A 26,070-nucleotide genomic window follows, 5' to 3' on the forward strand; every position below is an offset into this window, starting at 1 on the left:
TTTATCAAACCCTCTTAGTTATACGTAGTTAATGTAGTGGAATACAGAACCAATTCCATGAATTTCTAAAAACCTGCTATTTATACCTGCTTCTTCAATTAATCCATATGCGCCAGTTGTAGGAACTAACTTATCTACAATTTCTTGTTGACTTTCTATAAGAAATATTATTGATCTAACACATTCTTTCATGGTAATTAATTTCTTATCTAATTTCTTTGCTAGTTCTATTAATAATAATTTATTGGTTGTATACTCTGTAAAACTATCTGCTAATGTTTGGCCCACTAATTGATGTTTATGAATAGGTACATCAAAAGCAACGCGTTTTTTCGAGTAGTCAATACAAATTTTTAGTACTTGCTTTAAAGATAATAATTGTAACACTGGTATAAGGAAATAATTTATTCTTTGGTAAAGTATTGATTCATTATCTATTTCTAATTCCTTTAATATTCTCGCATATTTCAGATTGATCTCTATTACCACAATTTGATAATGAGTCAATTCAAGTCGCTGCGTAATGTAACTAGACTCTATTTCATAAATTAAATTCTGGTGTATAAATTTTACACTTTGTTCAAGATTAGCATTCTTTTCTACTATACTTATATACCGATGTCTATTTACACCTGTTGAAAATAAAAAATTAACATTCTCTATTTGAGTTAAATCATACCCAACTTCATGTACCATTTTAATAATCTGCTCAACATCAGTAGTATTTCTATTACAAAAATACTCAATCATTTGAACCATATTAGATTTATTTTTATTCATTATCATTAAACTCACCTCCTTGATTAAAACAGATTATGTTCTTTGAGCCATTCATCATTAAAAATTGTGTCTAAATATTTGGTCCCATTATCAGGACAAACTGCTAAAACTCCACCTGATTCTTTTAATTGATCGGCAATTTTGATAGCAGCATATACTACAGCTCCCGAAGATCCTCCTAATAATAAACCTTCTTTAGTAGCTAAATCCCTTGTTGTTTTAAAGGCATTATAGTCATTAACCTTTTCATGATTATCTACATGTACTGTATTAAATATTTTAGGCTTAAAATAATTTCCAGGACCTTGTTGTAAATATGGGCCTTTTTCTCCACCAAATAAAGTAGATCCAACTGGCTCCACCCCATATATTAGCAAATCTGGCCTTTTATCTTTGATACCTTTAGAGACACCCGTTATTGTTCCACCTGTGCCAACACTAATAACTATCGCTTTAATATCTTGATTAATTTGTTTTAATATTTCTTCTGCAGTATGTATTTCATGAGCATGAGGATTCATCACATTATCATATTGACTCAAATTAATATAATCTTTATTATCTGCAATTAAATTACGAATGTATTTTATACGATATTCTGTTAAATCTGCATTTTTCAAATTTATGGTTCCTTCCACCATCTCTACCTCTGCACCATATGCTTTAAGTAAGTTAAGCTTTTCTCTCGGGATATTTTCATCTGCTACACATATAACTCTGTAACCTTTTTTCTTCCCATATAAAGCTAACGCTATGCCAGTATTACCCGAAGTGGATTCGACAATAGTCATCCCTGCCCTCAATCTGCCCGATTCCTCCGCATCTTTCAGCATTTCTATAACAGGTCGATCCTTGACACTCTTACCAGGGTTAAAGCTTTCAAGCTTTAAAAATACATTCTGATATTTAGCCATTCTATTTAGTTGTACAATTGGGGTATCGCCACATAAATCAAATACAGATCTTACATAATCCATTGTTAGCTTCCTTTCATTGCTAATAAGCTAGATTTTCAATATTTACTTTCCGATTACTTTTTGAACAAAATACATCCAATAAACCATCCAAATATCTATCGCCATTATCAGGAAATATTACTACTATATTTTTTTTACCTTTTATATTTCCCTTTAACTTAAGTGCTGTAAAAAGTGCCGCTCCTGAAGATGGACCAACAAGAAGACTTTCATTTTTAATAATCTGTTCACACATTTGAACACTCTCATCGTCATTCACATGAAATACTTCATCTATAAGTTCTCTTTTTAAATTAGGAGGTGTTACATTCCCACCAATCCCCGTCATCCTACGAGCAGAAGGACAGCCACCAAAAATAGTTGATCCTTTTGCATCAACCGCTATAATTTTTGTTTTTTTCATATGCTTTTTAACAAATAAACCACAACCTGTTACTAATCCTGCGGAGCTAACAGGTATTACTAAGTAATCAATATCTTCTCCTAACGCATTATAGATTTCAAAAGCTGTTCCTTTATAATGTGCCTCTGGATTCCCCTTATTGTCATATTGATTCGGCCAGTAAGCATCTTCATATACTTCTAATAATTCCTTTACCCTATCAATCCTTGCTTGTTGATAGCCACCATAGTTATCTGGTCGAGAGACCATATCTATTGTTGCTCCATACGCTCGCATAATCTTTAAGTTAGTCGTACTAATTCTAGGATCGACTACACAATGTACCTGATATCCCTTAACTGCACCAATCATAGCTAGAGCAATTCCTAAGTTCCCTGAGCTCGACTCAATAATTCTTCCACCCGGCTTTAATATTCCTTTTTCTTCAGCAATATTAATCATATTTAATCCTGGACGATCTTTCATACTTCCCCCAGGGTTAAACCCTTCTATCTTCGCAAAAATTCTCACATCATTATCAGAAAATGCTTCTAATAACATTAATGGTGTACTACCTACCAAGTCTAGTATTGAATTGTTAACTTTATAATTTTTCATCTTTTTCTTCTCCATATTTTTTATTCCTTAAATAAAAGAATACAAATTGATTAAAAGTAATGACATAAATACACAGTTAATTTTGCGTTATTTACAGAAAAAACATTAAAGTATGAATTTTTTATTAAATAAAAAATCCTTAGTAGTAGGCCTAAGGATTTTTCGGAGAAATTAAAGTGTTTAACATAATCAATGTAATAATTTATAGTAAGAGCTTAGTGAGGAAAAGTAGTCACTATACATGGAAATAATTTAACCTTTTCATAATGCATATTAATAAAATAAATTAAGTATGGTTCACATAGCTTTAACTGCTAAAGTAAAAAAGAAGGCATTTTAAACATTTCTATATGTCTGTTATTACTGAAACAATTAAATAACTTTAATCACAAGAACTTTTGATTTTCCATCTCGTATATTTATCACCTCCTTTATACAGTTATAATCATATATATACTTGTACTGTCCCATCAATTTAGAGTTCTTAACATGTTAATACCATGTTAAGAACTACTAACATATTCCTTTTAAAGTTTTTTCATAAACCATATCCAAATAACATTTAAGTATTAACACATAGTTATATTAGGTTGAATGAACATATAAAATAAAACCACTCAGAAATACTAGTAAAGTAAGTCTAAATGGCTCTACCTAAAAAATTAGAACAATATTACGCGTTTACGCCTCCAACAAGAACTTTTGGGTTTGTCATATTAACCACCTCCTTTATATACTTATTTTCTTATTTCATAGTTATCATCTCATATACACTTGTACTGTCCCATTACTTTAAAATCATTAACATGTTAACGTCATGTTAATGACTTCCTGTACCTTCCTTCTGATCTTCTTCAGAAGATACATCTAAAAAACATTAGTAAATTAATATAAAATAATGATTTCTTATATAAAAAAATAGAACCACCCAGAAGTACTAAAAAAGTACATCTGAATAGTTCTACCTAAAAAATTAGAACAATATTACGCGTTTACGCCTCCAACAAGAACTTTTGGGTTTGTCATATTAATCACCTCCTTTATATACTTATTTTCTTATTTTCTTATTTTCTTATTTCATAGTTATCATCTCATATACACTTGTACTGTTCCATTACTTTAAAATCATTAACATGTTAACGTCATGTTAATGACTTCTAGTGCCTTCCTTATGACTTTTTTATACAATACGTCTAAAAAATGTTTGTACATTAATATAAAATAATAATTTCTTATATAAAAAAATAGAACCATCCAGAAGTACTAAAAAAGTACATCTGAATAGTTCTACCTGAAAAATTAGAACAATATTAAATCTTTACGCCACCAACAAACATTTTTGTATTTGAATCTGTCATGTCTTTCCCTCCTCTCATAATATATTGCCGCTTGGCATATTTATAATATAATAATCTACTCTTATCATTCCATTATTTAATAGTAATTTTGTTGTTAACAGTACGTTAAAGAACCATCCCATATTGTTTATTTTCATATAATTCCCTTAATACTTGCTCTATTTCAGGTGTTTCAATTTCTATTTTAATTAACCTGAATTGTTTAGATAATTCATTAATAATCTTTGGTACTTCTTCATGATCACTAAATTCAAAGTACATTTTATTATCTTCTTTTTTTAGAGGAATCAAAGATGGTATCTTATTCATGTCTTCTAGCGCAATTTCCACGATTAACGTATCTTTTTTTGTGGTCATTTTCTTTAAATTATTTTTTGCACCATCAAACATAATCTTTCCTTGATCAATAAGAACAATTCTGTCACATAATTTTTCAATATCGTCCATGTTATGAGATGTTATTAATACCGTTGTTTTTTCTTCTTTATTTAAAAATTTAAGAAACTCCTGTATCTTATTTTTAGCCAAAACATCTAAGCCAATAGTTGGTTCATCTAAAAATAAAATTGGTGGTGAATGTAGTAGTGTAGCAACCATTTCTCCTCTCATTCTCTGCCCTAAAGATAATTGTCGGACTGGTCGATTTATAAATTCCTCCATATCTAATATTTCAATAAAGTTATCTAATCTTTTTTATATACCTTAGAATCAACTTTATATATCGCTTTTAATAGTTCAAAGGAATCTTTTAATTTTAGATCCCACCATAACTGTGTTCTCTGTCCATATAGAACGCCAATATCTTTAGCATTTTCTTTACGATACTTCCCTGGTTCCCTACCCAGAACTTTTAACTCTCCTGAAGTAGGTGTTAAAACTCCTGAAAGCATTTTTATTGTTGTAGATTTCCCTGCCCCATTGGGTCCTAAATACCCTACCATTTCACCTTCAGCAATGTCCATATTTATATTATCTACAACCTTTTTCTTAGTTCCTTTCCTTCCTAAAATTTGATTCAACATAAAGAAAGAACCATTTTCTTTAGAATATACTGTAAATTCTCTCGATAAATTTTTTGCTTCAATAATCAATACAGACACCCCCAAAATTTTTTAAAAATTAAGAACCGGCTCCCGAATAAAACTTAATAGACACGTGCCAAATAATATAACTTAAAATAGATAAAATAAGTGAGACTGCCAAACAGATCAAAATAAGATTGTCATTTAATAAATAAGAACCTTTTCCTAATAAACCGGCACTTGGATAGAAGCCTATAAACCCAATAGGAAGTATAAAAGTTAAGAAAAATTGTACCCATTTCGGAAAAATTGTGACTGGATAGTTATCAACATTCGTATAGATATTGTCTAACATTTGAAACAATCCTCCACTTTGTAAAGTAATAAAGGCTGTTGATCCTATTATTAAATGGATAGATATAGAAACTATAGTTCCACAAATAATTAGTAACACGGTATATAAAATTGATACAGCACTCCATCCACTAATATGGACACCTGCGTAAATTAACGCACTTACTGCATAAATTACTGTTCCTAAACTGTTAATATTAATTTGCTTACTTGCAAACTGTAAAAGTGCGTTCATTGGTCGGACAAGGATTCTATCAAACTCCGCATTTCTTACATAATGATCAATGTCCATAATGTGTATAAATAATAGTAAGCCCAACGAATAGGAAAGCATGTTAAAAGACGAAATGAATAAAATTTCGTAAAAATTCCATCCGGCTATACTTGGAAAGTTTCTTGTTAGTACCCATATAAATAGGGTAGAAAATATTCCGAAACATGTAACACAAATAATGCCTAAGAAAAAATTAAATGGATATGCCATTCTAGAACGAATATTAGCTTTCTGCATTTTTAAATAAAGTCTTAAGTATTCCATATACTTCTCTCCTTTCTTAACCACCAGCAACTACAAGCACTCTTTGAAAATATCTAACAACTAAACGGATGATTATTATTAAGCCAACAGCCCACATTATTTGAAAAGCCAATAAACCTAAAACATTCTGAAAATTAACTTGCCCTGTTATAATAGATAATGGAATATCGTACATTCCTCTAAAAGGTAGAAATTGAGCGATTTTTTGCAAAAACTCTGGGAAAAACCACAGTGGTATTAATTGTCCGGATAAAAACGCAGTAGCTAATCCTATAACAATCTCAAATCCCCAAACTTCTACAAAAACAAATGCAAGAAGAGAAATAAAAAACTGAACACAAAAATTTATTATAATACCAGCAAAAATACTAAATAAAAAAGCACACCACATTATCCATGAGCTACTAATACTAATTGGGAAAATAAACACGGTAATAACTCCAATAGGAATAACAACCGTCATAATATTCGCAAGAATCAGTCCGAACGAACGCGAAAGCATTGCAAACTCAAAATTCCATGGACGTTGAAATTCTTGTGCTATTTGTCCATTTTGAATTTTTTGACTTACTTCCCATACAATTGTAGGAGTATATAGGGATTGTAGTACAATTGAGATTGTCATATATGTTAACATTACGTCTAAAGTAACATTAACCCCATTCGCTGGGGGATTCTCATATAAGACGGTCCAAACCTGCCTTACAGCAAACACGGCTATAAGCGTTGCTATAATCTTTGTTAATACATTAAACTTGTATACTGTTGCACTCTTAAAGGTAGTTCGCATCAATTTACTGTACATATATTCGCCTCCATTCCTTATTTGAACAACTTAATCGTAACATTTAATAGTGACAATTTTTGTCATGTATAAAAGAAAAATTTTTAAAAAGGATGAAAACTGATGAGCAAGATAAATAGACTTTTTAATATATTGCTGCAAATCAACACAAAAAATAAATTTACTGTGCAAGAGCTTGCAGATGAATTTAATGTATCTAAACGTACGATTCTACGGGATTTAGAAGAATTATCTACCCTTGGAATTCCACTTTATTCTGAACGAGGTCCTCATGGGGGGTATCGTTTAATAAATAAAAATGGCTTATTACCCCCCATTACATTCTCTGAAAATGAAGCAATCTCCTTGTTTTTCGCTTGTCAATCTTTACAATATTATGATTCCATACCATTTGAACATGAATCTAAATCCGCTCTAAATAAATTTTATAATTATCTTCCACAAGAACTAAAAAAAAAAATTGATTCAATGAGTGAAAGGGTGCTCTTTATCACTCCAACAAGACAGGAAAAGACCCCTCTTTTAAAAAATATAATGGATGCTGCTATTGATCAAGAAGTGATACAAATTGAGTATGAATCAAAAAGAGGCTTCTCAAAACGAATTATACAGCCCATAGGTATTTATTCGTCTAATGGGTATTGGTATATGCCCGCATATTGCTTTAATAGGCAACAAAATAGATTGTTTCGAATAGATAGAATAAGGATGCTAGAAGTTAAAAATAACTTCCCGCAAAAGAAAGATTTTTCTAATTTAACTTTAAATACATGGTTTAAAAAAACAGAAGAAAAACCCAAAGAACTTATAAAATTATATGTAATTTTAACAAGAGAAGGTATTCTTAAATGTGATTTTAACATCTGGTTACGTGAAAAAATTAAAATACTTGATGATGGAACAGGTCTAATTGATACATACCTAAATAAAAATGAAATTGGATATATGAGTGAGTTTTTTTTAGGTTTGGGAGATGACGTTGAAGTTAAACATCCTATAGAAATAGTTACACTAATCAAAGAAAAAGCTTCAGCTATATTAAATAAATATGCGTAAAGTATATACAAGGATATTCTAACATTCCATCAGTTTTGTTAGTCATAAATTTTAATATATAGTCCAATTCAATTAGAATTAAGATACTTTTATAAAGACATAATTTTCAAAAAACATAGAGACAAACCTTAAACAAGCCTCTAAAAAACTTTTGCTTAAAGGGATTTCATTTACACTGTTTCACTTAATCGGTATAATGAACAATTGAAATTTTTCATTATACCGATTAAAAACTTTATCAATTCGTGAGTGGGATTACCCTACTTGTGGCGCACATCACGATAGAGATCGAAATGCAGCGCTCAATCTTAGAAACCAAGCAATTCGTCTCTTAACCGTAGGAACTACGGGATCTCCTAATGAATTAGAAACCGTTAGGTTTCCGTACTTAGGAATCTCCCACTTCAAACAGTCCGTGAGGATGTTAAGTGGTGAGTAGTTCAATAAAATAGATATTCTTTCTTTACATTTTTTCAATAATAATTTGTCTATTGTACCAGTGACTTAATTTGTCTCTAGCATTTTCAGAAAGACGCTTTGTTTTTCGATTATAGAATCTGGAAAGAGTAGGTTGCGAAATATCTATTTCTTCCGAAAGTTCTCTCATTTTTATGTTCTTTTTAGTATGAAAAAAAACTAGTTTCTCTCGAATCAATTTTTCATTCTCATCCGTATTCAAAGGTTTACTATTTATTTTTACAATTTGATTTTCCCCTTGTATTACATCTATATTTTTTCTTGTTTTCATTTTCCCCACAGAATTAATTAATTCTTCTGGTGGTAAAATCACAATTCCTAACTGTGAATAATAATTTTCAAACCAATACTTCTTTGTAAACTGTGTCTCATCTAAATCTTTAGTGTACGCCCAATGTGAAATAACTTTTTCTTTTTCTAAATCTATTAACACATTTTCTAATTGCTCACGAATACGGTGTGGACGCCCCTTAGCTATATTAATCCCTATAACAGATAATAGTCCTTTTTCTCCACCAATTGAATATGGTCTTTTTAAATTACTGTACTGTTGTCGAATTCTCCACTGCCAAGATAAGTAGCGAATGAGTCGCTTATGGAATTTGTGGCGATAACTATTATACTCCAATGCTTTTTTAGATAATAACGCTGTTGTGCTACTAGATTCGTATAAATACATCGATAAAAAGCTACCTGGCTTTATTCTACAAGATTCAATACCTACGTAATCATTGGTATTTTTATCTCTCCAAAGAACTACAGAATCTAAAACGAAAAGTCTTTTAATTATTTCACGTTTCATTTCAAATTGCTTACCAGTTTCTGCACGATCATTTAAAACCACGACCTCATTATCATCATTTAAATAAATAAAGATACTCGCCAAGGCAGCTATCCGTTGTGCAATTTTAATTTTATCTTCTGCACGATAATACTCTATACCGTTTGCTGTTGCTTTTGGCATATTACACATATCTAGTACATTTTCATAGCTGAAATCAATAAAATCGTCTGGAGATTTTGCTTGATTCAACCACTGTATTGTAATTGTATCTAAACAGTCTGCGGTAAGATCGTCCATATTACTCATTACACCATCAATTAATGTATTCCATCGCGCTGCTTCTTCAATGTTCGCTAACCTTAAATCTTCATCTTTGTGAGAAGAGAGTTTTGCTACTCCACTACTATCTTTCGTTTCAATTAGATACGACTGTAATTTTGTATTTTCATCTTCTTCAAATTGATTCTTTGCTATTCCATCCCTTAACTTATAATAAACTGCAGAGTTATTCACTTCAAGGTAGTTTTCAAGCACGTTTTTGTGATTAGATTCAATTAAAATTTTAGGTGTTATATTATTAACTTTGTTGTCTTTCGGAAATTCTTGTTCAACAAATCTACCAATAGTTTCGTTGATTTCAATTTTATATTTCTCTATACTTGTGAATATTTGCAAAGAAGAGAGGCCACTTCCTTGCTTTTGTTCAAGCCACTTCACAAGCATTGAAAATGAAGGAGAATAATAAAACGAGGTTACAATCTTACTATTATTTTCTTTAACTTCTTCATAATAAGAATTCCATTTTTGCCACAACTCCGCATTATTTTTATAGAGCGGCTCTGATATCAATATTGCATCTCGAAATAATTGTAGAACATTCTCCATGTATACCCTCCTTCATTGTAAATTTTAGTCGAGGATTTATAAAAGTGAAATTTTAATTGCTACATGAACTCCCCTCCTAACAAAATTTGAGGATTTATTAGATGATTTTTAAATTATAGATTTATAATCTTGGAAAATCACCTTTTTTTATCATAGATGTTTACATATATTGATAGCGATCTCTGACATTGATTATATAAAACCAAATTAATTTTTAACATAAAATTAGCGTTAAATAAACATACTGTCGTAATATCAAATGATTTTCAACATATTTAAAGTAAAAGCCCACTGCTTTTGAAGTGAACCCCGAAAGCGGGACACATATCAAAACACCTAAACCATCTGTTCCCTATATTCTTTAGGGGATAGGGGGTTTAATTTTTCTTGAATTCGCACACAATTGTAGTAATGAATGTATTCTAGCACAATCTTTCGCACAGTTGTGTTGGATACTTTTGTTATCTTTTATGAGTAGAAAGCTTCACTTTTTAAATGACCAAAGAAGCTTTCCATGACGGCATTATCATGGCAATTTCCTCTCCGGGACATGCTGGTGATAATGCCGTTTTCTTTGGCACATGCTTGAAATTCCTTCGCTGTATAAATACTCCCTTGATCCGAGTGAAGGATGACATCTTTTACTTTTCTTCCTCTCATTGCTTGTTTTAATGTCTTCATCGCTAATGTCAGTGTTTGTGACTCACTGACGACATAACTAATAATTTCACGATTAAAGGCATCCATAATCGTTGATAAATACAAGGTACGCTCTCCAAATAATAAGTAAGTCACATCTGTAAACCACTTTTCATTTGGGGCCGATGCTTCAAATTGACGTTCCAATCGATGAGGAGCTACCACTGGTTCCGCACCTTTGAGAGTATATGATATTGTCTCATAATCCGTAATACTTTTTTATGATTCACACACAGTCCCATTTTTGGAAGAGTGGCGGTCACTCTTCGATATCCATACCGTAATTTGTGCCTAAGACAGACGGCCTTTATCTTCTCTTCTATATCATCTTTAAGACGTTCCGTTCGTTGTAACCAGCGATAAAATGTGGAACGGGGTAATTCTAATACGCTACATAATTCTCTTACAGTTATTTTTGTTTTTACATCTCTCCATAAAGTAACTACAGTTTCTGGTTTCAACTCCTTTCGATTTCCAGATACTTTCCCCATACAAGTAATTTTGTTTTTAAATGTTTATTTTCTAAACGTAGTTGTTCTAATTCACTTAGCTCTTTTGGCCCTTTTCCATAAGAATATTGTTTTCCTACAAGTTGTTGAAAACGATACGTTTGATCTGTACGATACCATTTCATCCATGTCTTAATTTGGGAAACATTTTTAATGCCGAGCTTCTCCATAATGGTGTGATTTGAATAACCATCCTTTTTCATTTCAATCACTTTCCACTTTATTTCTTCTGGGTAATGAACTCTTGTCTTCAAACGAAAAACACCTCCTGAATTTGCATACTTAGTATGCGAATTCAGGAGGTGTTTTTTTCATGTACCACTATTCGGCTTCACTTCATTTTCAAGAAAAATTTGGGGCTTTTTTTGTTTTGGTGGCGTTTATTCTTCTTAAGTTGATGGATGTGTGGTGCTACCCCATCGCTATCAAGCTAAGCTTATGCAATGTCAATTTTAGGCGAGATTGTTTCTTTTTTCTAAAGGGCAAGTGTAGGTGATTGAAAGATTTGCATACGAAATAAACGGTTCTGGTGCAAATATATGAAGAAGAACATGGATGATGGTAGATTCTTAACGGAATCGTATTTTATGCTATAAGTCCAAACACTTGGTGAACGAACTCTTTCTGATTTTGGACAGACTGATTCTGTAAATCAATTTGTCCCTTTTTTATCATATGTATGGCTTCCACACCACTCAATATAGAAGTTGCTGTTTTATATGATTTAAATCCCAACATAGAACGCACACGTTTCTTGATAAAACGATGATCTTGTTCCACTATATTATTAAGATATCTAACTTGTCTTAGTTGTATGCCTTCGGGCATATGGATCTCCTCTTTCAACTCTTGCACCGCTATAGGGTAGGCAGGGTTCTTATCTACTGTTATCACACGAGGTTTAGAAACATACGAAAAAGCCAAAGCTTTCTTGAAAAAGCGCTTGGCTGCTTGTTTATCTCTTGATTTACTAAGATAAAAATCAATGGTGTTCCCTTCGGAATCTACAGCACGATATAAATACATCCATTGACCTTTTACTTTGATATAGGTTTCATCAACTCTCCATGAGTCATTTGTTGATTTAAGATGATATCGTACTTTCTCTTCTAATTGAGGCCCATATTGATGAACCCAACGCATAATGGTTGTGTGAGCGATTGATATTCCTCCTTCTTCCATCATTTCCACCAGGTTACGAAAGCTTAAATTGTACAGAAGGTACCATCTTACTGTTAATAAGATTAGTTCGGGCTGATAGTGTTTCCACTTGAATAAGTTTTGCTTTTCCATACTAATCACGTCCTTTTTTAAAGTACTAGTATGTCCAAGTTTCAGAGATTCGTTACATGAGCCTTATAGTTTTTGCACCAGAACCATAAAAACTATATGGAAAGACCGCATTTTGTATAAAAATATACCTTAAGTTGATGGATGTGCGGCTGAATCCCTAAACAGGACTTTATTCCAATTTTTTCATTATAAATCTTTGCAATGTATTTTATAAGCTCTAACTAAAACGAAAAAATTTAGATAAATATTTCCAGAAATGGGCTTAGTTAATGTTAGAAGTATTGAAGTTAATATCAATCACAAATATTTGTGATTGATATTAACTTCAAAAATAGTCTAAATCCTTAAGTTGATGGATATGTGCATTAATGCTTATTTTTTGAATTTAAACTAAATATGATAAAATATTATCTGTATAAGATCTTTTGCACGAATATAAGAAGGGGTACTTGGCTTTGAACATGACAAAAGGAGACGCTATACTGCGTTTGTTAACGGAAATTAAATTAGAGCTGGAAAAAACAAAAGAAGCAATTGAAAAAGTAGAAGATCGATTAGATAAGATAGAAAAACAAACCCTTACTCCAAAAGCAGAAACAGAAAAAGATTGGAAATATCCTTCTAAAATGAAATGAGTTTGGAAGGATATTATTAAATTTAGAATATGCAGCAACAAACATATACTCTGAAACACCGCTTTATATTGTTTAATCAAAATGTTAAAATATTAACTGTACGATGAGATTAGTTTCCTTGGTACTACTATCACACAGAATTGCCCTAGCCTTGCTAGGGCTTTTTCTATAAATCTTTATTTACATAAGAAACGTAGGTACGTTATAATAATCTCTTATTACATTTAAAGAGGTGCAAAAAATGAATAAAACCGAATTAACAAAAATGGTAGCAGAAAAAGCAGAGCTTACACAAAAAGATGCAGCTGTAGCTACACAAGCTGTATTAGACGCTATAACAAATGCGCTTGCAAATGAAGAGAAAGTACAGATTCTAGGTTTTGGTACATTTGAAGTGCGTGAAAGATCTGCACGTACAGGACGTAATCCACAAACAGGTGAAGAAATGCAAATCGCTGCATCTAAAGCACCTGCTTTTAAAGCCGGAAAAGAATTAAAAACAGCAGTGAAATAATTATACATAGTGAAAAAGGATCTGATATGAATAACAGATCCTTTTTCTTTAGTAACATATTATACTTTCTTATCGTGTCTGTTTAGCCAGGCTTTAGAAACTTCTTGTTCCCCAGATACTTCAATCTTAACCTCGCCATCTTCTTTGTATATCCGTTCAATGATTGGTATCGTCACCATTTGTTTTTCTTTTTGTTTTCGAAAAGTATCCAAGTTGATAATAGTCATGTTGCACTCTCCTTTAATGATTTCCAAAGAAAAAGGCACCCGTATGAGTGCCCTTCCCCTAACTTGAACTACCATTTACCTTTAAGAAACATCGCTTAAAGAAAATTGTATCATATTTGTTATCTTTTTATAATACTGATTATTAACACAACTAAATTAAACAGAAAGAACTAACTTACTATCAAATTTGGAAGTTCATACACGTGTAAATATATTAATTATTTTACTAGAAATTGCTGCAATGTCTCTACTAAGAATTTTGCCCCTTGTGGGCTAACATTGATTTCCCCATCTGCTAATGAGAGATTATGTTCTGCAACCTCACCTGTAATCATACAAGCATGATTAGGTTCATATTTTTTCAATAGAATTGCCTCCCCTTCCACAAAGATTTCCATTGGTGTTTTATCATGAATATCAAAAGTTCTTCTTAATTCTTTTGGGAGTACTACTCGTCCTAATCCATCTATTTTCCTAGTTATTCCTATAGATCTCATTTGGTTACAATCCTTTCACTTGTTATATTTTCAGTGGAATTCACTCTCTACTATAATTCCTCAACTTGTGACCAATCACATTTTAGGCCATTTTCTTTAGCCCAGTTCTCTATTTGTTCTTGTGTCCATCCTTTTCTTGTTCCTATTTCTACATACGGATTTGGAAGTGCTGCGAGTATTTTTGTACGATCATTTCGCCTCTTAAGCCATACTGATAATGCTGTAGGATTTCCTGAGAAAACTACTTTGCTGATGTCCCTATTCCCGTAAGCTTTGATTGTCATGCTTAATCTCCTTCTCTATTTCTTCCCATATTTCATTTATCTTTGTTGTTTGGAAATACCGCATGAGTGTGCTAGCACATAATCCGAATTCTTTGAAACGACGTATTGGAATACATCCCTCATTTACTTTATATACACGTTTTAATTTATCTGCTAATCCTTGTTTGGTATAAACTTTTCGAGTACCGTACGTTGAAATAAGTCCTGCTCTTTTATGCAATTCAAGCATACCACCAAATCGTAGAGCAAAGACATCTGCATTATATATATCATGAGATTCATTTAACTGCTTTGGTGTTGCTGCTTGTCCTAAACAATTAGAAAAATCAATATACATTTGAAGTAATTCTTCATCGGTTTCTTTCACAACCTCGGGTGTCTTATTAATTGGTGTAATACCAGCTGCAATTAACGCATTATTATAGTTTTGAAACATGTTTATAAAGATATTACGACTATATCCTAACTGTTCAAGCTTCTTTTGAGAAGGTACTTCCCCAAATTTTTTATACAACTCTTGCAGTATTTGAATGAGTTCTTCTCTTGTATAGTGAAATCCACACAAATCGTCTTTAGAAATACCAGATAACAAAAGTATGCGATTCCAGCGCATGTTAAAACGAGTCTCATAATACGTTACGGATGGCACTATTTCTTTATTTCTTTCGTTCATAAATACATTCTTTTTAGTCGTTCCAAGACGCATTATCTCACTTTTAAGTAACTGTAGTAGCTCTTTATCACTTTGTGTGTAGACAGTCCCGTCAAAAGGCTCATAGCCTAATGAAATAATGAAATCTCTATACCCCATATGAAGATACCGCTTAATTACTTTGGAATCTGGCAATGTTTTGTCTGTAATCAAATCATTTGTTGTCGGGATTCTATTATTCTTACGAATCCACATATGAAATATCTCGATAATTGCTTCTGCTGTAAAAGTTCTCTGATTTAGATGTTCAAAACCAGCCGCAGCAAGGGCATTATTCCAACTCCCAAATATTTTTTTAATGGGCGTCTGTTGTTTAATATCTCTTTTGGTTGGAATCTTCCCCAATTCTTTCGCTTTATACTGAATAATCAAGATCAACTCTTCTTTTGTATATTGCATTCGTCACTCACCTACATAAAAGAATATTATCTTCTTTTCTCAACAGCTTCTTTTATTCCTTTTTCGATAGCATTCCATACTTCAATTACATCGTAGTGATCTAACCCTTCTTTTGAAAGACTATTAGTTAAGTAGGTTTCATAGGAACCCTCTAAATTAGTTACATTTTCAAGATAAAAATCTAATTCATTATCATATTCATCTTTGTTTTTGCTATGACTTCCTTCACACATTTCAATTGAAACATATTCCTTTGCGATTTCTTCTAAACTTCTCATTCCTACACACCCCTTAATTATATTCTTACATTTATAATAACAGATACGTAGACGAACGTCTACGTATCTTGTTTCCTCAAAAAATAAATTAGGGATCTCTATACATGCGCATCAAGCTAAATTTGACTTTTGCTGAAAAGGAAAAATACACACTGTAGACATTAAACAGCGTATCGGTTATGACTAGATTTTTCAAACTAGAAGGGAATTAACTTTATATCGTGTATAATTAGACAGTACCCCCTATCTTAATTTTACTATCTTATTTCAAAAGGGTATTTACAAAAGAAGAGGAAACAAGAAAAGCTGGATATGATTTATAATCATGCAGTGCAGGGAGAAGGCTATTTCCAGAGTCCATCTTATTACTGGAAAAACATTGTGGTACAACATTTCAATAGGATACAACGCAAAGAGATGACTGTTGAACAACTTGTCAATTTTCTTGAAAAAGAAGAAATCAAGTTCTCACAACCTAAATCGTTAATTCAGTATCCAGTGGTAGAATGTTTGAAATATATTGCGAAAGTAAGTGGAGAAAATTTAGAATTACGAAAAACATTTAATGCCATTACTTTAATAAGGGATAGAGTCACATACCCATCAAGCTCAGAAATTCATTGTTCCCCAAAACGAGAAAAATGAGTTAAGGGCTAATAGACCACTATAGAAAAATAAAATTTTCATTTTTGTGAGAATCTAATATAATAGCTTGATGGATGTGGTGAGACCCCTATATAAACTGTAATTTTATTCACCTTTTTTGTTTATATATATAAATTTATTAGTTAATATATCGATGTCTTGACTTAAATACAAAACTTGCTTATGAGTAAAACCATACTTCTCTACAAGCTTAATTAGTTCTTGTTTCTTTTCTTCAATTAGTTTATGTACATTTCCCATCTCCATATCTTTAAAAGCTCCTTTAATACTATTTATCAGTAAAATTATAGTATAAATACAAAAATAAGGGAACTAGAAATTTTAGTAATTGAGTTTTAGAGCAGACTAATTAATATATAAAAATCAAGATATATGTATAATTGCATTTAAAATCTTCTATATTGATGTTATACTAATATTAATCGAGAAGCATCTGATTAATCACTACATTTTCTTAAATAACATGTCAACGTATAAAAAGACACTTTAAGTAGTGTCTTTTTATACGTTTTGAGCCTAATACTAGGATAGAACTAAAGGTGCAATAAAAAGAGTACCCGCCATTAGGTACTCTTCAACAAGTAAGTATGGCGCTCCAAGTTTCACCTCATATGATAACTCGTCCCCACACGGATCCATCATATGATTGTTTTATTAGAATGTTCACTGGTTTAATGTGTAATTTCTATATAACAAAGAAAAAAGCACCAGTTTTGGATGTTTAATGTATACTAATATTAATATTGAATAGCTTTATTGATAAACTTTCTAGAACAATAAATATACTAGCTGAAACTGATCTATATCCGATATTCTTTCCTGTAACATTAATAGTAATCTCCGCTAAATGGGGTTTCATATCATCTTTTTCAAAAATTTTATCTTCAACCTTTTCAATTATTGCTTCACTATCCACTTCTTTAAAAGTTTTCAGCAATCTTGTTTCTAATAAAGTAAAATCAAAATTTTCATCCTTAACCACATCAAATTTAATCTTCATTTTTCTTTCCCCATTTTTAATAAGTTAACATCTTTGTATTAATATAATTATATATATTTGTATTAAATAATTCAAAAAATATGTTTTATAAAACTATCATCCATAGTTCACATCTCCAATAGAGAGAAATGAAAAAAACAAATGGTAAAGTTCCTTCTTTCAAGGTCAAGACTATCCTCAACCTTCTCCAAGCCACCGCATCATATAATTTTTTAACTATCCTTAGCTACGAGCTTTACGTTCGGTGACTGGGAGAAGACTAAGAATCTTCTCGTTTTAAGTCCGTAGACTTCGAGAGCTATGGGGTAACTCTCTCATTTACACAACGTTTAGGAATATCTTTAAATCTATAAGACACATATGTTTCTTCCGGCGCCTTATTTGAACCTATACATAAGACGGAGGGGAATGTTCCGCTGTATTGGCTCAAACAAAGAGCGGAAGCTCTCTGCTCGTTTAGACCTATATTTTTATAACGATACAGTTCATCCAATCGAACGAACCATCACCACATTTGTAAAACAATCCATCTCGAAATCAAGACCTTGAAAGTAGTTTCCGCTACCTCTCAGTAATAATAGTGTATCACCTAAATATCAAGAACAGTGTGTCATCGTTGTGGCATGATTGTGGTTTCTTTTCATTCCTCTGCTCACTCTTCTAATATGGTCATAGCTATAACCTAGCTCACTAGCAAACTGTTTTTAATTGAATCCCATCACATCACGTAAATTAATAATCTGCTGTTCTAGCCCCTTCTTCATTCTGATCAAGGTTGGCATTATCAGATGAAGAAATATCGTGGTGCCTTACAAAAGCATCAAATTACACAAAGTATGTCTCGAAAAGGGAACTGTTACGATAATGCGGTGATTAAAAATTTCGGTTCTGGTGCAAAAATAAAATAAAAGAGAATAAAGCGCATATATTCCTAACGGAATCGTATCTTATGCTGCAAGTCCAAACAATTGATGGATGAATTCTTTCTGATTTTGGACAGACTGGTCCCGTAAATCAAGCTGTTCTTTTTTAATCATATGCATAGCTTCTACTCCAGAAAGAATGGATGTAGCTGTGTCAAAAGATTTGAGCCCTAGCATAGAACGGATTCGCTTCTTTATAAAGCGATGATCTTGTTCTACTATGTTATTCAAGTACTTTTGTTGTCTAAGTTGCATACCATCAGGTATGCTTTTTTCTTTTTTCAACTGTTCAATTGCTATAGGATAAGCCGGGTTCTTATCGACTGTTATAACACGTGGCTTTGAAACATGAAAAGACCGCAAAGCTTTCTTGAAAAAGCGCTTTGCAGCCTTTTGGTCTCTTGTTTTGTTTAGGAAAAAATCAATTGTGTTTCCTTTCGAATCAACAGCACGATACAGATACATCCATTGACCTTTTACTTTGATATATGTTTCATCGACTCTCCAAGAGTCATTTGTTTATTTGAGGTGACGGCGGATTCGTTTGTCCAATTCAGGACCATACTGATGAACCCAACGCATAATCGTTGTATGAGAAATGGATAAACCCCGTTCTTCTAGCATTTCCACCAAATCCCGAAAACTGAGGCTGTACCGTAGGTACCATCTTACCGTTAACAAAATAATATCAGGCTGATAATGCTTCCATTTGAATACATTTTCCTTTTCCATACCAATCACGCACCCTTTTTAAAGTAATAGTAACAGTATGTCCAAGATTTATAGATTCATTGCAATTGTCCTTAAGTTTTTGCACCAGAACCCAATTTTTGACCAACCTCCTTCGGTATGTATGACATTTAACTTTTGTCCATCTTTTACTTTATCGACAACTTTTGATTCCGTAGTTGGCTTTTCACGTACGTTGAGTACATCCGCTGTTACGATAGTTTCTGCGATAACAGATGTTGTAAAAGCCCCCAATCCCAAAACTGTTGCTGTTGCTGCACCAATTATTTTTTTCATAATTTCCTCCATTACGTTTATTTTTTAAATTCTATTATATTAAATGTTTCTGTAAAATTAGGTGAATTCACAGAATAACAACACATTTGTAACGATATATTAATATAACTTAATATATCGTTTTTATCAGAGTCTCTTTCTAATCCAAGCTTTAAAAAATAAATGGCCACTAAAATAACCCAATACAAAAAGCATCTAATCCTATTTTAATTAGATGCTTTCATATAGTCCTTGAGCCTAACATTGTAAACTATTTATGCGACAGTAAATCCTTTTTTATCACATCCCAGAGCGAATTATCTTGACGTATCGGTTTACCATCTTCGCCCCATTTTATTTTTTCTGTTCCCAATTCATAATTCATTCCCGTCCAAGTGTCTTCACGAAACGCATAGAATGATTTATGCCAACCTTTTTGGTTGAAGATAGAAATAAGATCTTGCATGTATTGGGTAGCACCAGGGACAGTACGGTTAATTCCAAACTCCTCCGCAATAATTCGATTAGATGGTACATGATTTTTCTTAGACCATTGTTGGATTGGCTTTAAAAATTTCTCTAATCCCTGTTTGTTCCACATTACAGGTTTCTCTAAATCCCCTACTTTTACAAATCCCGGATATTGATATTCCTTGTTTTGTTTTTCACCTTGGCTCGTTAATTCATATGGTTCATACATATGAAATGCGTAAAGTGTTTTTTTATCCTTTACTGGTTTTAAATATTTAAAGGCCCATGGAGTAGCATATAAACCTGAATCTAAAATAATCGGTGTTTCTTGGTCCACTTCACGAATGGAATTAATGACCTTTTGATTAAATCTATTTAAATCCGCTGTCGTTCCTTTCACTTTTTCATACCATTTCTCGTAATCTTCCGTCCAAAAATCATTATATCTATTATTTTTAGCTGTTTCTGGATGCGGTTCATTTATAATATTGTAACCAACCACTGCAGGGTGATCTTTTAGTTCAAGAGCAAGGTCCTTCCAAAATTCACTTGCTTGTTCTTGATACTTCTCTTCTTCCCAGATTCTATCATCATTCTTATTATTATTGAATTGGCGCCATCGATCACCAGGTAAGGATAACATTGTAAGAACGACTTTCATTCCTTGCGATTGTGCGGCATCTAAATCCGCTTTTAATTTTTCCAAATCTTCCTTTACCAATCCCTGATAGTTATCTGCATTCCCTATCAGAAAATCCTTTCCAGAAGTATCTGGTTTATCCTCAAATAAGAAATCTTTATCTTTCGCCCATTTATCAGGTGCTAAACGGACATATTCAATATTAGCTTCCTTTGCACTTTTATAGTTTTCAGGTAATGAAGTACTATTCATAAAATTAGTACCTTTTCTTTTGGAATCCCAAAAATGAATTTTGGAATCACTCTTGTGATAAGTATCAGCTTTCACATTCATTTCCTGTACTCCAAAACTCATCATTCCTAATAACGCAACAATTGGCAAAACTTTTTTCACAACTTTTCCTTCTTTCTATATATATTTTACACACATAACATACCTTTGTTTTGTTACAGGAATATGGCAATTTTCCAAAAATACCTTTTAAGTTTATAAAGCGGAAGTCTATTTATACATAAAAAAGACCAAGGATATATACACTAAGAAAAGTCTAGAAGATACGGAATATTTAAAAATGAATCGCCTCAAAAAGAACAGGTAGTAATTTCTACATGTTCTTTTTTTTCTTATTAACCGACCAAGGTTATATTGTAAATGTTCATAGCATTGTATGCTGAAATTTAAATTGTAAGTTCTAATGTAAACTTTTTATCATTAGTTTACATTCAAAATATGAAAAATAAAGAGATTAGAACATCTAAAAAACCAGATCTACGCTAGCTTTTTTTACATAGTTTTCTTTAGAAGAAATCACTATATCTAAAAACCTATAAAAATTCCCTCAAAAGATTTAAAGGGACTTTTATAACATTTCCCTTAACTTCATAGTTATAGCCTACAACCTATGCAATTCTATTTTTCGCTTTTATCTAAGTCGCGTAATAACAAGATGTGCTGAAACAGACTCTGTTCCTCCAGCCAGAGGAGTAATGGTTAGTGCTGTGGATTCGCTAGCAGGGTTACGTACAGTAAGTATTGAATTGATGACTGATGTTTGCACAAGAGCCATTCCTACTATCTGAGAAGTACCAGTTGCTCGACCAACTACCGTATAAGCTAATTCAACAGCTCCTGCTCCGGAATTAAGAGTTAAAACTAGTTGACCCGCTTCGGTCACACTCACCTGAAACAAGACCTGATAACTACCGATTGCAGACAAATTAAATGTATCAGCACCAGTACGTGCAATCCCCGCTCCACTAAAAGGTCCGTCTCTTGGAAAATCTACGTCTCCACCAACTGCAACTGTTGCAGCATTATCAGGGGGCATCAACGCATAAAAATCCGCAAAATCTAATACTCCTCCTGTCAGGCCTGTTGCTCCCGTTGGACCTATGTCTCCTGTCGGGCCTGTTGCTCCCGTTGGACCTATGTCTCCTGTCGGACCTGTTGCTCCCGTTGAACCTGTTACTCCTGTCGGACCTGGTACTCCCGTTGGACCTATGTCTCCTGTCGGACCTGTTGCTCCCATTGAACCTGTTACTCCCGTTGAACCTGTTACTCCCGTTGAACCTGTTACTCCCGTTGAACCTGTTACTCCTGTCAGGCCTGTCGGACCTGTTGCTCCCGTTGAACCTGTTACTCCCGTTGAACCTGTTACTCCCGTTGAACCTGTTACTCCTGTCAGGCCTGTCGGACCTGTTGCTCCCGTTGGACCTATGTCTCCTGTCGGACCTGTTGCTCCCGTTGAACCTGGTACTCCTGTCAGGCCTGTCGGACCTGTTACTCCCGTTGAACCGGTTGCTCCTGTTAGACCTGTTACTCCTGTCGGACCTGTTGCTCCCGTTGGACCTGTTGCTCCTGTCGGGCCTAACTGAGCCAAGGGCAAAATAATCTTTTGTATTAATTGTATTTGTGCCTGTCTTGTAGTGTTATCAATAACAAATAAATTAATAAGGGATAATAAATTATTTACTAATGTTTGTAATTCAGTTGTTAAAACAATAAAATTTAGTTGAGATATATTTAAAATAGTAATTAAGTTCTTAGTAATAGATATAAGATCTGCTTGTTGTTGTTGATTTAAAAATCCCGCTTGTGCAAATGCTAATAATTGATTTAGAATAACAACTAATTTCCCTATATTTTGCGGTGTGGGTACTGTAAGTACTGCTGGTATTGATACAATGAGCTCATTAAGAATATTGGTCCAATTAGTCAATGCTGTTAATGTCAAAGGAATTATATCTTGTCTTTGAATTGGAGGACAATTACAAAAGTTAGGTTGGCAACCCCTCCTGCAATTTACCATATTTATCACGTCCTTAAATTTATACATACATATACAATATATTTAATGAATCAATAATTTCTTTTGAACCTATCAAACATCTATAAATTACAAAAAAGGCTCACTCCTTATCTATTTTTATATAGGAGTGAACCTTTTTTATTATTAAGTATTTAATGTAACACTTTCTATATCTTCACAACTTATGAAGATAAAACTAGAAGATGCCGGTGTTATTATACCTTCCTCCTCTAATATAACTATACAAAGTGTTGAAATGAATTGTTGTAATATAGCAGGTCCAATAATTTGACCTGATCTAGTTGTAATTGTAACCACAGTTCCCAATGACCACTAAGTAAATCATATTCCAATTGGATTTTCACGCCTGCCTTATTACTACTCCCACCTGAACCTTGATAGTCAGTGGTGAATTGATCAGGTAGTTGAAACACTGTTGCATCTAGAATACGGATACGATTGAAAGTAGAGATTATATGTGCAGAAAGTGAGGGATTTGAACAGAGTTTTTGTGTGAGAAGAGAAGTAAAGACTTCTCGAAGAAATGCGACAGCTGCTGGATTAAAGCGTTGATTCAGTCCTTCTGGACTCATGAGTGTAGCTGTATTTGCATAAAGCTGACTACGTAAGAGAATCACTTGCTACATGTTGACTAATCCAAATACATAAAGCAGCCAAATCTCGTGCACCAAACTTACTTTTACGTTTTACGAAACCCGTTTCCTGTGCGAGCTGTTGAAGGATACTTGGAGATAGATATCGCTGTAGTCTTCAGCGAATAAATGAAACTCAACTTGAATCGATAGAGTCATACAAAACGCCATCCTTTCTGTATTTTTCTACAAAAAGAATAGCGTTTTTTTGATTATATGGATACAAATTTATCTTAGATTGATAGCGATGTATGGTGACCTCTATTAGAATATTTAAGAAATTATTATTTAAGCTTTTTTCGGAGGAAGTTACAATATATTTTTCTTTACGTATTGGTATATGGATAGTTTTAAATTATTTTTAGAAATTTATTTTATGTGTGGAATATAAAGTAGGAGCTGGTGTATAACAGTACAAATACAAAAAGCGTGAACAGTTTAGCATTTTCACGCTTTTTGTATGGAATAAATCATAAAAAATGTAGGGAAATGTCGAAAGGATTAAATTGATTTTAAAAATTGAAGGTGATACCATAAAATTAAACAACGTTTAAAACATTGTTTAATTAATAAATTCTAGAGGGGGAGATAAGTTGAGGGAAAATGAAAAAATATCAACGAAAGAAAAGATTTTAAATACAACATTGGAGTTAATTAAAGACGAAGGTTTCGAAAGTGTAACAATAAGAAAAATTGCGGCATTGTCAGATACAAATATCGCGCTTGTAAATTACCATTTTGGTTCAAAAGAAAAATTGATTAGTGAGACGATTAAAGTCTTATTAATTAGCTTTCAAGGCACTTTTTCTATTTTAGATGATATTAAAGTGCCAGCGAAAGAAAGATTAAAAATATTTTTATTGGATTATGTACTAGTAATTCAGCAATACCCTGAGTTAGTTAGGAAAATTATTGCAATGGGAACTACGGGATTTACATCTCAATACGAATATGGAGATTTTTTGAAGAGGCTCGGTTTTAGTAAAGTGAAGAATATTTTGAGCGAAATAACAAATGAAACGGATCAGGAAATTTTAATGATGATGACAGTGCAAATATTTGGATCCATTTTTCTTCCAGCATTAATGATGCCAATTCTTGAATCAGGGGCAGATATAAGAGTACTGCCTGTAGAAAAACAGATTGATTTCCTATTTGAACGCTATTTTTATAAAAATTGAGACAGTGGGTGATAGAGATGGTTAGTTTCTTTAGAAAGCATTGGTGTGATATCCATATAGCGCCATAGCTTAGCATTACCTTCTATATCTGAATTAACTCCAGCAATTTTCTTAAACAAAAATATACACCCTTTCTTCTCTTTCTTACTTCATCTTGTTTCTTCTATTATATAAGACATCAATCTTCAGTTATATTTTTAGGGAATAGTACATTCATTGCTTAAACTGTTAAAATCCAATCTCCCCTTTGTTTCCCTTCAGGTTTATAGTATTTCATTTTCCCCTCTTCAATCAATCTACCCACTAGTCCCTCCTTTTTAGCTCTCCTTAATTTCATCCGCAGCGCATCTTGTGTTATTCTCCAACGATCACATGCTTCTCTCGGTGTCATAATTTCATCTAGCATAAATAACATCCTAACCACCCCTAGTTACTTATAAGTAACAAACAAATTTTTAGGTATATTCACAGGTATTACTACAAGTTCTATTTATGAGAGAACTTGTATATTTGATTTAACTAAAATCTCAAAAGAACATATTAATTATTTCAATTACTAATTTTACAAACTTTCCCCATCGGATCAAAGTCTCCAGTTTGGAAGTCTTTTTTGTTTTTTTGACATTTTTAGTATTCTTCTTGCTCTTCTGCTTTTTAAGTTTTTTATTCACCTTGAGAACCCCTTCTATAACATAGTAAAGATTATTAATCTTCCACTATGTTATAGAGCGTATCTAACAAACTTCTATTCCTCTACGCATTCATTATCAACCATACATACCACTATCACCTTTACACACTACTATCATCCCTATTATTAATAAGGTTTAAAACACCCTTTAAAAAAAGGAATAGATGTGACAAAATGGCATTCACATCGTATTCACCTGAATTTTCATATTCCAAAAAGGTACAACTTTTAAAACATATTTAATATTCATTTAGTGAAAACGAGTTTTACAAATGTATGAAAATGTTAAACCCATAAAAACTCGTTGTATCATGTGTATATACTGATATAACGGGTTTTTATATGAATATTTAACTGTCTATTTTACTAATTATAAAAAAACATGAACTTAGTTTTACTTTTTAGGGATAATACTTCATGTAAAATGGACATTTTATTTATATTTTTGA

At 32.5% G+C, this 26,070-nt stretch carries 26 protein-coding genes and 6 pseudogenes; 7 read left to right on the forward strand and 25 right to left on the reverse strand.

Annotated features, from left to right (window positions below; all coding sequences use genetic code 11):
- Positions 1-18: 18 nt before the first annotated feature.
- The 7 genes from JFU23_RS28925 to JFU23_RS28955 all read right to left on the reverse strand — a co-directional run bounded on the left by JFU23_RS28925 (position 19) and on the right by JFU23_RS28955 (position 6,834).
- The gene (locus tag JFU23_RS28925) at positions 19-786 is read right to left on the reverse strand and encodes an acyl-CoA dehydrogenase family protein (RefSeq protein WP_088031221.1); all 768 of its coding nucleotides are present in this window, start codon (positions 784-786) and stop codon (positions 19-21) included.
- 17 nt (positions 787-803) lie between these two features.
- Positions 804-1,757 carry a PLP-dependent cysteine synthase family protein gene (locus JFU23_RS28930; RefSeq protein WP_088031222.1) on the reverse strand — a complete coding sequence of 318 codons (954 nt, stop codon included), beginning with the start codon at positions 1,755-1,757 and terminating at the stop codon, positions 804-806.
- Between the two features lie 19 nt (positions 1,758-1,776).
- On the reverse strand, positions 1,777-2,757 hold the full coding sequence (gene sbnA / locus JFU23_RS28935; protein ID WP_176280902.1) for a 2,3-diaminopropionate biosynthesis protein SbnA: 981 nt from the start codon (positions 2,755-2,757) through the stop codon (positions 1,777-1,779).
- 1,463 nt (positions 2,758-4,220) lie between these two features.
- Positions 4,221-4,775 carry a hypothetical protein gene (locus tag JFU23_RS28940; RefSeq protein WP_201033413.1) on the reverse strand — a complete coding sequence of 185 codons (555 nt, stop codon included), beginning with the start codon at positions 4,773-4,775 and terminating at the stop codon, positions 4,221-4,223.
- 23 nt (positions 4,776-4,798) lie between these two features.
- Positions 4,799-5,206, reverse strand: coding sequence for an ATP-binding cassette domain-containing protein (locus JFU23_RS30985; RefSeq protein ID WP_201033414.1), 408 nt, complete (start codon positions 5,204-5,206; stop codon positions 4,799-4,801).
- 28 nt (positions 5,207-5,234) lie between these two features.
- Positions 5,235-6,029, reverse strand: a complete 795-nt coding sequence (locus tag JFU23_RS28950; protein WP_088031225.1) for an ABC transporter permease — start codon at positions 6,027-6,029, stop codon at positions 5,235-5,237.
- Between the two features lie 16 nt (positions 6,030-6,045).
- A complete protein-coding gene (locus tag JFU23_RS28955) occupies positions 6,046-6,834 on the reverse strand; it encodes an ABC transporter permease (protein ID WP_201033415.1) in 789 nt (262 codons plus the stop codon).
- Positions 6,835-6,936: 102 nt separating this feature from the next.
- Here JFU23_RS28955 and JFU23_RS28960 point away from each other — a divergent pair, with 102 nt between their 5' ends.
- Positions 6,937-7,890, forward strand: coding sequence for a helix-turn-helix transcriptional regulator (locus JFU23_RS28960; protein WP_088031227.1), 954 nt, complete (start codon positions 6,937-6,939; stop codon positions 7,888-7,890).
- Positions 7,891-8,116: 226 nt separating this feature from the next.
- A pseudogene (locus tag JFU23_RS28965) lies at positions 8,117-8,242 on the forward strand (zinc ribbon domain-containing protein); the annotation flags it as partial.
- Between the two features lie 111 nt (positions 8,243-8,353).
- On the opposite strand, the gene JFU23_RS28970 reads toward JFU23_RS28965, so the two are convergent.
- From JFU23_RS28970 to JFU23_RS28980, 3 genes and pseudogenes are all read right to left on the reverse strand, one after another.
- Positions 8,354-10,036, reverse strand: a complete 1,683-nt coding sequence (locus JFU23_RS28970) for a helix-turn-helix domain-containing protein (protein WP_149191289.1) — start codon at positions 10,034-10,036, stop codon at positions 8,354-8,356.
- Positions 10,037-10,372: 336 nt separating this feature from the next.
- A pseudogene (locus JFU23_RS28975) lies at positions 10,373-11,498 on the reverse strand (IS3 family transposase).
- 331 nt (positions 11,499-11,829) lie between these two features.
- A complete protein-coding gene (locus JFU23_RS28980; protein WP_201033416.1) occupies positions 11,830-12,537 on the reverse strand; it encodes an IS6 family transposase in 708 nt (235 codons plus the stop codon).
- Positions 12,538-12,992: 455 nt separating this feature from the next.
- Here JFU23_RS28980 and JFU23_RS28985 point away from each other — a divergent pair, with 455 nt between their 5' ends.
- The gene (locus JFU23_RS28985; protein WP_201033554.1) at positions 12,993-13,172 is read left to right on the forward strand and encodes a hypothetical protein; all 180 of its coding nucleotides are present in this window, start codon (positions 12,993-12,995) and stop codon (positions 13,170-13,172) included.
- Positions 13,173-13,413: 241 nt separating this feature from the next.
- Positions 13,414-13,686 (forward strand): HU family DNA-binding protein, encoded by a 273-nt coding sequence (locus JFU23_RS28990; protein WP_201033417.1) that lies wholly within the window; start codon positions 13,414-13,416, stop codon positions 13,684-13,686.
- A gap of 59 nt (positions 13,687-13,745) precedes the next feature.
- Here JFU23_RS28990 and JFU23_RS28995 read toward each other — a convergent pair whose 3' ends face one another.
- The 5 genes from JFU23_RS28995 to JFU23_RS29015 form a co-directional block, all read right to left on the reverse strand.
- Complete coding sequence (locus tag JFU23_RS28995; RefSeq protein WP_187770561.1) at positions 13,746-13,913, reverse strand: hypothetical protein; 168 nt, start codon at positions 13,911-13,913, stop codon at positions 13,746-13,748.
- A gap of 218 nt (positions 13,914-14,131) precedes the next feature.
- Positions 14,132-14,410: an AbrB/MazE/SpoVT family DNA-binding domain-containing protein gene (locus JFU23_RS29000; protein WP_201033418.1), complete on the reverse strand. Its 279-nt coding sequence runs from the start codon at positions 14,408-14,410 to the stop codon at positions 14,132-14,134.
- Between the two features lie 50 nt (positions 14,411-14,460).
- Complete coding sequence (locus JFU23_RS29005) at positions 14,461-14,694, reverse strand: hypothetical protein (protein WP_149191295.1); 234 nt, start codon at positions 14,692-14,694, stop codon at positions 14,461-14,463.
- Positions 14,669-15,805 (reverse strand): homing endonuclease associated repeat-containing protein, encoded by a 1,137-nt coding sequence (locus JFU23_RS29010; protein WP_201033419.1) that lies wholly within the window; start codon positions 15,803-15,805, stop codon positions 14,669-14,671. Before JFU23_RS29010 ends, JFU23_RS29005 begins: the two co-directional genes overlap by 26 nt.
- A 26-nt stretch (positions 15,806-15,831) precedes the next feature.
- On the reverse strand, positions 15,832-16,083 hold the full coding sequence (locus JFU23_RS29015) for a hypothetical protein (protein WP_201033420.1): 252 nt from the start codon (positions 16,081-16,083) through the stop codon (positions 15,832-15,834).
- A 312-nt stretch (positions 16,084-16,395) separates the two neighbouring features.
- On the opposite strand from JFU23_RS29015, the gene JFU23_RS29020 reads away from it, so the two are divergent.
- The gene (locus JFU23_RS29020; protein WP_242483561.1) at positions 16,396-16,728 is read left to right on the forward strand and encodes a hypothetical protein; all 333 of its coding nucleotides are present in this window, start codon (positions 16,396-16,398) and stop codon (positions 16,726-16,728) included.
- Between the two features lie 105 nt (positions 16,729-16,833).
- Here the strand turns inward: JFU23_RS29020 and JFU23_RS29025 are convergent, their stop codons facing one another.
- Both JFU23_RS29025 and JFU23_RS29030 read right to left on the reverse strand, forming a co-directional pair.
- Positions 16,834-16,995, reverse strand: a complete 162-nt coding sequence (locus JFU23_RS29025; protein WP_201033421.1) for an aspartyl-phosphate phosphatase Spo0E family protein — start codon at positions 16,993-16,995, stop codon at positions 16,834-16,836.
- A 475-nt stretch (positions 16,996-17,470) separates the two neighbouring features.
- On the reverse strand, positions 17,471-17,749 hold the full coding sequence (locus JFU23_RS29030) for a hypothetical protein (protein ID WP_201033422.1): 279 nt from the start codon (positions 17,747-17,749) through the stop codon (positions 17,471-17,473).
- Positions 17,750-18,504: 755 nt separating this feature from the next.
- Between JFU23_RS29030 and JFU23_RS31285 the strand changes: the two are divergent.
- Positions 18,505-18,633: pseudogene (locus JFU23_RS31285) on the forward strand (DDE-type integrase/transposase/recombinase); the annotation flags it as partial.
- A 63-nt stretch (positions 18,634-18,696) separates the two neighbouring features.
- Here the strand turns inward: JFU23_RS31285 and JFU23_RS29040 are convergent.
- The 6 genes and pseudogenes from JFU23_RS29040 to JFU23_RS29060 all read right to left on the reverse strand — a co-directional run.
- Positions 18,697-19,404, reverse strand: a pseudogene (locus JFU23_RS29040) (IS6 family transposase).
- Between the two features lie 93 nt (positions 19,405-19,497).
- A pseudogene (locus JFU23_RS29045) lies at positions 19,498-19,698 on the reverse strand (SH3 domain-containing protein); the annotation flags it as partial.
- A gap of 250 nt (positions 19,699-19,948) precedes the next feature.
- A complete protein-coding gene (locus JFU23_RS29050; protein ID WP_201033423.1) occupies positions 19,949-21,181 on the reverse strand; it encodes a glycoside hydrolase family 5 protein in 1,233 nt (410 codons plus the stop codon).
- A 529-nt stretch (positions 21,182-21,710) separates the two neighbouring features.
- A complete protein-coding gene (locus JFU23_RS30990) occupies positions 21,711-23,021 on the reverse strand; it encodes a collagen-like repeat preface domain-containing protein (protein WP_201033424.1) in 1,311 nt (436 codons plus the stop codon).
- A 219-nt stretch (positions 23,022-23,240) separates the two neighbouring features.
- On the reverse strand, positions 23,241-23,423 hold the full coding sequence (locus tag JFU23_RS31135) for a CGEA protein (RefSeq protein ID WP_151304230.1): 183 nt from the start codon (positions 23,421-23,423) through the stop codon (positions 23,241-23,243).
- Positions 23,366-23,908: pseudogene (locus JFU23_RS29060) on the reverse strand (transposase); the annotation flags it as partial. The gene JFU23_RS31135 and the pseudogene JFU23_RS29060, both read right to left, overlap by 58 nt.
- A 434-nt stretch (positions 23,909-24,342) precedes the next feature.
- On the opposite strand from JFU23_RS29060, the gene JFU23_RS29065 reads away from it, so the two are divergent.
- On the forward strand, positions 24,343-24,930 hold the full coding sequence (locus JFU23_RS29065) for a TetR/AcrR family transcriptional regulator (protein WP_201033425.1): 588 nt from the start codon (positions 24,343-24,345) through the stop codon (positions 24,928-24,930).
- On the opposite strand, the gene JFU23_RS30995 is transcribed toward JFU23_RS29065, so the two are convergent.
- Together JFU23_RS30995 and JFU23_RS29075 are read right to left on the reverse strand one after the other, a co-directional pair.
- On the reverse strand, positions 24,918-25,049 hold the full coding sequence (locus tag JFU23_RS30995) for a hypothetical protein (protein ID WP_274606758.1): 132 nt from the start codon (positions 25,047-25,049) through the stop codon (positions 24,918-24,920). The two genes, JFU23_RS29065 and JFU23_RS30995, sit on opposite strands and share 13 nt — an antisense overlap.
- Positions 25,050-25,150: 101 nt before the next feature.
- Positions 25,151-25,345, reverse strand: coding sequence for a helix-turn-helix domain-containing protein (locus tag JFU23_RS29075; protein WP_201033426.1), 195 nt, complete (start codon positions 25,343-25,345; stop codon positions 25,151-25,153).
- Positions 25,346-26,070 lie beyond the last annotated feature (725 nt).

Source organism: Bacillus sp. TH50 (assembly GCF_016650565.1).
Lineage (GTDB): Bacteria > Bacillota > Bacilli > Bacillales > Bacillaceae_G > Bacillus_A > Bacillus_A mycoides.

Bases quoted from the DNA above. Each gene is read 5' to 3' on its own strand.
- JFU23_RS29025 (WP_201033421.1), bottom strand. From the start codon at position 16,995: ATGGAGATGGGAAATGTACATAAACTAATTGAAGAAAAGAAACAAGAA.
- JFU23_RS28955 (WP_201033415.1), bottom strand. From the start codon at position 6,834: ATGTACAGTAAATTGATGCGAACTACCTTTAAGAGTGCAACAGTATAC.
- JFU23_RS29010 (WP_201033419.1), bottom strand. From the start codon at position 15,805: ATGCAATATACAAAAGAAGAGTTGATCTTGATTATTCAGTATAAAGCG.
- JFU23_RS29000 (WP_201033418.1), bottom strand. From the start codon at position 14,410: ATGAGATCTATAGGAATAACTAGGAAAATAGATGGATTAGGACGAGTA.
- JFU23_RS28950 (WP_088031225.1), bottom strand. From the start codon at position 6,029: ATGGAATACTTAAGACTTTATTTAAAAATGCAGAAAGCTAATATTCGT.
- JFU23_RS28930 (WP_088031222.1), bottom strand. From the start codon at position 1,757: ATGGATTATGTAAGATCTGTATTTGATTTATGTGGCGATACCCCAATT.
- JFU23_RS28995 (WP_187770561.1), bottom strand. From the start codon at position 13,913: ATGACTATTATCAACTTGGATACTTTTCGAAAACAAAAAGAAAAACAA.
- JFU23_RS29020 (WP_242483561.1), top strand. From the start codon at position 16,396: ATGATTTATAATCATGCAGTGCAGGGAGAAGGCTATTTCCAGAGTCCA.
- JFU23_RS28970 (WP_149191289.1), bottom strand. From the start codon at position 10,036: ATGGAGAATGTTCTACAATTATTTCGAGATGCAATATTGATATCAGAG.
- JFU23_RS29005 (WP_149191295.1), bottom strand. From the start codon at position 14,694: ATGACAATCAAAGCTTACGGGAATAGGGACATCAGCAAAGTAGTTTTC.
- JFU23_RS28960 (WP_088031227.1), top strand. From the start codon at position 6,937: ATGAGCAAGATAAATAGACTTTTTAATATATTGCTGCAAATCAACACA.
- JFU23_RS28990 (WP_201033417.1), top strand. From the start codon at position 13,414: ATGAATAAAACCGAATTAACAAAAATGGTAGCAGAAAAAGCAGAGCTT.
- JFU23_RS28940 (WP_201033413.1), bottom strand. From the start codon at position 4,775: ATGGAGGAATTTATAAATCGACCAGTCCGACAATTATCTTTAGGGCAG.
- JFU23_RS29075 (WP_201033426.1), bottom strand. From the start codon at position 25,345: ATGTTATTTATGCTAGATGAAATTATGACACCGAGAGAAGCATGTGAT.
- JFU23_RS28925 (WP_088031221.1), bottom strand. From the start codon at position 786: ATGATAATGAATAAAAATAAATCTAATATGGTTCAAATGATTGAGTAT.
- JFU23_RS28980 (WP_201033416.1), bottom strand. From the start codon at position 12,537: ATGGAAAAGCAAAACTTATTCAAGTGGAAACACTATCAGCCCGAACTA.
- sbnA (WP_176280902.1), bottom strand. From the start codon at position 2,757: ATGAAAAATTATAAAGTTAACAATTCAATACTAGACTTGGTAGGTAGT.
- JFU23_RS29015 (WP_201033420.1), bottom strand. From the start codon at position 16,083: ATGAGAAGTTTAGAAGAAATCGCAAAGGAATATGTTTCAATTGAAATG.
- JFU23_RS29030 (WP_201033422.1), bottom strand. From the start codon at position 17,749: ATGAAGATTAAATTTGATGTGGTTAAGGATGAAAATTTTGATTTTACT.